This is a genomic window from Vibrio sp. YT-19(2023), from assembly GCF_033337395.1.
Genome location: NZ_JAWOQN010000633.1, coordinates 1 through 644 on the forward strand (window position 1 = coordinate 1; position 644 = coordinate 644).

General features: G+C 42.9%; 1 protein-coding gene and 1 pseudogene. Both read left to right on the forward strand.

The features are described from left to right. The coding region (locus tag R7E78_RS27575; RefSeq protein ID WP_318058811.1) for a hypothetical protein at positions 1 to 230 on the forward strand (230 nt) is incomplete at its 5' end. 133 nt (positions 231 to 363) lie between these two features. Further along, positions 364 to 644, forward strand: a pseudogene (locus R7E78_RS27580) (serine hydrolase); the annotation flags it as partial.

A 644-nucleotide genomic window follows, 5' to 3' on the forward strand; every position in this document is an offset into this window, starting at 1 on the left:
TATCCATGGAAGTATCGCAAGACGCTCGCCATTGGTTAGCACATAAAGGTTATGACAAAGCGATGGGGGCACGTCCAATGGGCCGTGTAATCCAAGAGCAATTGAAGAAACCATTGGCAAATGAACTGTTGTTCGGATCACTTGTTGATGGTGGTACGGTGAAAGTGTCGTTAGTAAATGATGCGCTTGAATTTGAATATTTGAGTGAGAAAGAAGCAGCAATGCACTAACGTTTGTCGTCAATTTCAAATCAAAAGCGTGCGATTGGTCGCACGCTTTTTTTATATCTGTCTAGCACGCAGACTCATCTCTTTATTTCTGTTTTATTCATAGTTGTGCATATTGAGGAATAAAGAGGAAAGCATGAAAACTTTCATCATAGCGTGGTTTCTTATTCTACTCGTAGGGTGTGATAAACACGCAGTAGTTGTTGAGGCGAGTAAGCCAGAGTTTGATCCTATCATTCAGCGAGTAGAACAAGGACAAGCAGCAAACCTGCATAGCTTACTAGTGTGGCAAGATAACCAGTTGACGTTGGAACTGTATCGTCAAGGTGGTGGGCTTGACGGTAATCGTCAAACACCAAATGTGCCTGTCGGGCAAGAGATTGTGCATAACGTGCATTCTGTCACGAAATCCTTTGT